The organism is Flavobacterium sp. (assembly GCF_027490375.1).
Classification (GTDB): domain Bacteria; phylum Bacteroidota; class Bacteroidia; order Flavobacteriales; family Flavobacteriaceae; genus Flavobacterium.
The window spans coordinates 1-5,622 of the sequence record NZ_JAIXYH010000019.1; the positions used below are offsets into that span (position 1 = coordinate 1).

The 5,622-nt window shown below is 41.8% G+C and carries 5 protein-coding genes and 1 pseudogene; all 6 read right to left on the bottom strand.

Features of this window, described 5'->3' with window-relative positions:
- Positions 1 to 167 precede the first annotated feature (167 nt).
- Positions 168 to 899, bottom strand: coding sequence for a tetratricopeptide repeat protein (locus Q0064_RS03025; protein ID WP_298144104.1), 732 nt, complete (start codon positions 897 to 899; stop codon positions 168 to 170).
- Between the two features lie 2 nt (positions 900 to 901).
- Positions 902 to 1,933, bottom strand: a complete 1,032-nt coding sequence (locus Q0064_RS03030; RefSeq protein ID WP_298144107.1) for a VWA domain-containing protein — start codon at positions 1,931 to 1,933, stop codon at positions 902 to 904.
- 2 nt (positions 1,934 to 1,935) lie between these two features.
- A complete protein-coding gene (locus Q0064_RS03035; RefSeq protein ID WP_298144110.1) occupies positions 1,936 to 2,937 on the bottom strand; it encodes a VWA domain-containing protein in 1,002 nt (333 codons plus the stop codon).
- Positions 2,924 to 4,549, bottom strand: coding sequence for a BatD family protein (locus tag Q0064_RS03040; RefSeq protein ID WP_298144113.1), 1,626 nt, complete (start codon positions 4,547 to 4,549; stop codon positions 2,924 to 2,926). The genes Q0064_RS03035 and Q0064_RS03040 overlap by 14 nt, the downstream gene beginning before the upstream one ends.
- Positions 4,549 to 5,415 (bottom strand): DUF58 domain-containing protein, encoded by an 867-nt coding sequence (locus tag Q0064_RS03045; protein WP_298144116.1) that lies wholly within the window; start codon positions 5,413 to 5,415, stop codon positions 4,549 to 4,551. The genes Q0064_RS03040 and Q0064_RS03045 overlap by 1 nt, the downstream gene beginning before the upstream one ends.
- 21 nt (positions 5,416 to 5,436) lie before the next feature.
- A pseudogene (locus Q0064_RS03050) lies at positions 5,437 to 5,622 on the bottom strand (ATPase); the annotation flags it as partial.

Below are 5,622 nucleotides of genomic sequence, written 5' to 3' on the forward strand. Positions count from 1 at the left end.
AAATTATCGCCATCGTCGTTCATGGTAAAATCAATTCTGAGCCTTTCGTTAATGCCCAAAGTGGTTTTACTCACTTTTGCTTCAAACTGTACTTGTGCAGTAGCGGTTTGCAGCAGCAAGAAGAAAATTGCAGAAATGTATGTTACGAGTTTCATATTCATGCGGTTCTACCAGTCTTTTTCCGATTGAACGGGTTTTCCTTTTATCTTGTTTTTGTTTACTTTATCTTGAATTTTCTTTTCTTCGTTATTTACCGCATCGAGTAAATTCTGCATGCGATCTTTGGATATTCCTGCTTTTCCAGGATTTTGTTTTCCAGGATTTTTGTTATCGTTCTTTTTTTGATCATTACCTGGCTGATCTTGCTTTTGATCTTTGTTTTTGTCGTCTTTCTTGTTCTGATCCTGTTTATTTTTCTCTTTGTTCTTCTCTTTTTTATCCTTGTTTTTGTCTTTATCGTTGTTCTTTGGCGGGTTCTTTTTCAAGAGTTCTTTTGCCAAAGCGTAATTATAGCGCGTTTTTTCGTCGGTTGGGTCATTAATTAACGCATTTTTATAAGCTTCGACTGCTTTTGCGTAATCTTTCATATTCATAAATACATTTCCCAAGTTGTGAAGCGCCTTGTGTTTCTCGGGTCTCGTTTTGGCATTCTCAACCGAACGAAAGTATGCAAAGCCAGCTTCGGCAGGCTGTTTCATTCGATAAATAGCGTTTCCTAAATTATAGCTTCCCCGAACGCCTTCTCCTTTTGAAGTAGCCATTCGATACGCCGTTTCAGCTTCGTTGTAGTTTTTATTTTCAAATTCGTCGTTGCCGCGCGCGATTTGGCTTTTAGCCGATTGGGAAAATCCGCAATAGCCGAAAAGTACAAACGCTATGAGGTACAATTGTTTTTTCATGACTATTCGTTAAACAGATTTAACTTCTTTAACCAAGCTGTAGTTCGTTCTAACATTAAAAAGTCGATGAACAAAAGCAGCAATGCCAAACCGATGAACCACTGGAATTGCGAGTTAAAATCGGTGTATTCTTTCGATTCCAAGTCGCTTTTTTCGATGTTATCGAGAGCCGCTTTTACAGCTTCAAGGGTTCCTTTAGTTTCGTTTCCGTTAACATAAGCACCGTTTGTTGCGTCGGCAATTTCTTTTAAGGACGCCTCATTTCTTTTGGTCGTTACTACTTGTCCAGCATTATCGCGTTGGAAGCTTTTGGTGATACCGTTTTCTTTAAGAGGAATGGGGCCGCCTTGCTCGGTTCCAACGCCAATAGTTAGGATTTTGAGGCCAATTTTATTCGCTTCTTCGGCGGCATCGGAAGCTCCTTCAGAATGATCTTCGCCGTCTGAAATCAGAATCAAAAGCTTATTTACTTTCGAATCTTCTTCAAAATAGCCGGCAGAAATCTGAATCGCATCATTGAGCGAAGTTCCTTGTGAGGAAACCATCGTCGGATTTGCACTTTGTAGAAACATACGTGCTACACCAAAATCGGAAGTGATGGGCAGAACCGGAAATGCACTGCCGGCGTAAGCGACCAAACCCACGCGATCGCCGCCGAGCTGATTCATGATTTGCGAAATGATTTGCTTTGATTTTTCCAATCGATTTGGCGCTACATCTTCGCACAGCATACTTTTTGAAACGTCGAGTGCAAAAACAATATCTATTCCTTGGCGTTTCGCGGTTTCGGTTTTTGTCCCCACTTTCGGATTCACCAAAGCAATTATTACAGCACTTAATCCCAGTAAAAAAAGTCCTGCTTTCAACCACGTTTTTGAAGTAGATCGTTCTTGAATTAGTTTTTGAAGAGCACTTTCTTGTGCAAATTTCTTCCGCGCCAGCTTCACGCGAAGGCGTCCGAACAAGAACAACGCCACAAAAAAACCAACGATGGCGAGCAAGTAGAAATAGCTTGTATTTTCAAATTCGAACATAACTAAACAAGGTTTCTAAAATACGTTTGACGAACCAAAAATTCAAAACACAACAATCCGAAAGCTAACCAAACAAAAGGTCGGTATTTTTCGTCGTAATCGTAAAATTTCAATTCCTCGATTTCGGTCGTTTCTAGTTTGTTGATTTCTTTATAAATCTGACTTAACCGTTGGTTTGAAGTTGCTCTAAAGTACTTTCCTCCGGTTTTTGCAGCGATATTTTTCATGAGTTGCTCGTCGATTTCCACTTTCATCATGCGGAATAAAAACGAACCATCGGGTGCAATGGCGTACGGAAAATCGGCCATGCCATTGGTTCCGATACCTATAGTGTACACTTTAATTCCAAATTCTTTAGCAATTTCGGCAGCCGTTTCCGGTTCTATAAATCCGGCATTATTTACACCGTCGGTCAGCAAAATAATGATTCGACTCTTTGCTTTACTGTCTTTTAATCGGTTAATGGCAGTTGTGAGTCCCATGCCAATTCCCGTTCCGTCTTGCAAGATGCGGTCGTACTTTACGCCGTCGAGCGCTTGTAAAATAACCGATTTGTCGCTTGTTACCGGTGTTTTTGTGTACGCTTCCGCGGAATATACCACGATTCCAATACGGTCGTTAGGTCGTTCCGATACAAATTGAGCTGCAACGCGTTTGAGTGCGTTCATTCGGTTGGGTTTCAAATCTTTCGCCAACATCGAACCCGAAACGTCCATTGCCATAACAATGTCGATTCCTTTGGTGGTTTTGGTCTGGCTGGAAACATCTACAGATCGTGGTCGAGCCAGTGCCACAATTAAGCTCGCAAACGCTAATAATCGTCCGTAATATAAGATTTGATCAAGAATTACAGGAAATCGCTGCGCTTTGGCAAAAGCTTTAGTGCTGCTTAGCTGCATTTTTGGCGTTCGCTTGTTTCGGAAAAAATACTGAAACACGGCAAGCCCAGGTAGCAAAAGTAGCAACCATAAAAACTCAGGATTTAAAAAACTAGTTCCCTGCATTGTTGTTGAGTTGTCTGAGTTCGATACTATTAATTACGCGTTCTGCGATTTTCTTTCCGTAGCTATCGCCTTCCGGATGTGCCAACAATATTTTCTGAATTCCTCCTTCTTGATTAAAGATGAATAGCTCGTAATAATACTTTGTGCTCTTGTTGGTCAGGGTGTTGATTTGAGAGAACGTTCCCATGCCGCGCAAGCCCGATATACCATTGGGTGTAGTGAATTCGCCCTGATCTCCAATGATGTTTCGTGCATTATTTCGTTCTAAGCGCTGCAAGGTTTCTTCCAGTACTTTATCCAACGGAATTTGCGTCGTATCTTTTGAAGTAAGTGTTGAAATACTAATCGAAAAAGCGTCGGAGAAGTCGCCTGAAGAAAAGTTTTGCATATTCGCAATTTGTGCCGGCTGCGTTGCGTTCAAAAGTGTTTTTTTCTCGCGTTTAAGCACCGTAGGCGTTTCAATGGTAATGCCAGGATAGCCGTATTCACTTTTAATCCATTCGCCTTCAAGCAAGATTTTCCCTCGGTTAAAAAGCAGCGTATCTTTAACTTCGGTATAACCCGAAATTGCAATCCAAGTGCCTAAACAAAGAAGAATAGCGGCAATGGAAGCGGCGACAAGCATTCGAACCTGACGTTTTCTGCGCTTTTTAGCTGCGCGTGATTCCTGTAGTTCTTCCACTGGCGATTCTTCTTCCAAAATCTCTTCCGGAATCGCTTGGTGTAAGGTCACAATCGTTTTCTCAATGCGCTGTTTGTCGGCTTCGATTTCAAATTCTAAGGGTTTCGATTTCGCAAATTTCACCAAATCCGCTTGCATCAAAACTTGTTTTAAATCTTCTAACGTATCAGCCGATAGTTTGTATTTTTTCTGTTTGGCCACGTTCTTCAAAGCTACAATTAGCTCTGCGGTAGTGCTTTCCAAAGCCGGAATTTTAATTTCTTCCTCAATGTATGTTCGAGCAATATCTGTAAGTTCAGAATAATACGCTTTTACCTCGCCTTTCTGCCACAGTTGTTTGCTTTCGAGCGATTTTAGAAGATTCGTTGCTTTATCTATCGGTGTTTTATAAACAACGACTTTCTCTAAGCTTGCAGCCGCTTTCTTTTGTTTCGCATACCAAATTGCTATCGCGAGTAGAATAACGACAACAAGTAACAACCAAAGGAGCGACCAGTCGGTGCTGCCTTCCGGACCAACAACGGTTTTAATGTCGAACATTTTTTGCTTCAGCGTGTCCACTTTGACAGCAGCCACTTCAATCGGAATGGCATCGGTAAAGTACACTTCGCCGTTAATTTTTATAGGAAGTTTCGGAATGACGTATTTGCCGTTATCGAATTGCGTAAGTCCGTAGCGTTTGATCAGTTCGATTTTTGCGCCTTGTTCTATGGTATCTACTTTATAATTTCGAATGACCTCTAGATTTCCGAATCGGGGAGCCAACGGAAATTTCACGATATCAGCTGTATCCACGGTTGTCCGCACGGTTACACGGAACTCGGAACCAATTTTCTTTGCTGTAGAATCTACAGACATCTTCACCGTTGCTTGCTGTCCGAAAACCGGTATCGAGGCAAGAATAAGAAAAAGTATTCGTAGGCTGCGCATCAGTTTTTGGATTTAAAAAAGGCGAGTAATTTGGTTACATAACTTTCGTCGACACGCGTATTAACGACACCCGCACCGCATTTGCTGAACGTTTCTTTAAAGAAATTAGCTTGTTGAACAAACGTTTGCTTGTAGGCGTCACGAACCGATTTCCGGTTGCTGTCCACATAAACGTATTGCTGTGCTTCGGCATCAAAAACCGGAATCAAACCCACAGCAGGAAGCGTTTGCTCGCGCTCGTCGTACACACGAATTCCCGTAATATCGTGCTTGCGTGCCGCTATCTTGAGTGTCGAATCGTACGGATCTGACATAAAATCGGAAATCACGAAAACAATAGCGCGTTTTTTCTGAGTAGCCGATAAAAAACGGAGCGCTTCGGCCAAATTAGTAGCGGTTTGTTTTGGCTGAAATTCGATCAGTTCGCGGATAATACGCAATACGTGCGACTTTCCTTTCTTCGGTGGAATGTACAATTCAACTTGCGAAGTGAACAAAATCAAACCAATTTTATCATTGTTGTTTGTAGCAGCAAAGGCTAAAGTCGCGGCTATTTCGGTAATGATTTCGTTTTTAAACTGTGCCGTTGAACCGAAATTCGACGAGGCACTAATATCAACAAGTAACATCATCGTGAGTTCGCGTTCTTCTTCAAAAACCTTCACAAAAGGTTCGTTATAGCGCGCCGTAACGTTCCAATCGATGTTGCGGATGTCGTCGCCAAAGTTATATTGACGAACTTCACTAAACGTCATGCCACGTCCTTTAAACGACGTGTGATATTCTCCCGAGAAAATATGATCACTCAGGCGCTTGGTTTTGATTTCAATCTTGCGGACTTTCTTTAATAGTTCTTTTGTGTCCATGTGGTGTGGCTTCAGAACAGATTAAGGAACTTCAACTTCATTGATGATTTTATTGATGATATCGACCGACGTTACGTTCTCAGCCTCAGCTTCGTAAGTCACACCAATTCTATGACGCAATACGTCGTACACAACCGCACGAACATCTTCCGGAATTACATAACCACGACGCTTGATAAAAGCATAACATTTTGCCGCAGTTGCTAG

Bases quoted from the DNA above. Each gene is read 5' to 3' on its own strand.
- Q0064_RS03025 (WP_298144104.1), bottom strand. From the start codon at position 899: ATGAAAAAACAATTGTACCTCATAGCGTTTGTACTTTTCGGCTATTGC.
- Q0064_RS03030 (WP_298144107.1), bottom strand. From the start codon at position 1,933: ATGTTCGAATTTGAAAATACAAGCTATTTCTACTTGCTCGCCATCGTT.
- Q0064_RS03035 (WP_298144110.1), bottom strand. From the start codon at position 2,937: ATGCAGGGAACTAGTTTTTTAAATCCTGAGTTTTTATGGTTGCTACTT.
- Q0064_RS03040 (WP_298144113.1), bottom strand. From the start codon at position 4,549: ATGCGCAGCCTACGAATACTTTTTCTTATTCTTGCCTCGATACCGGTT.
- Q0064_RS03045 (WP_298144116.1), bottom strand. From the start codon at position 5,415: ATGGACACAAAAGAACTATTAAAGAAAGTCCGCAAGATTGAAATCAAA.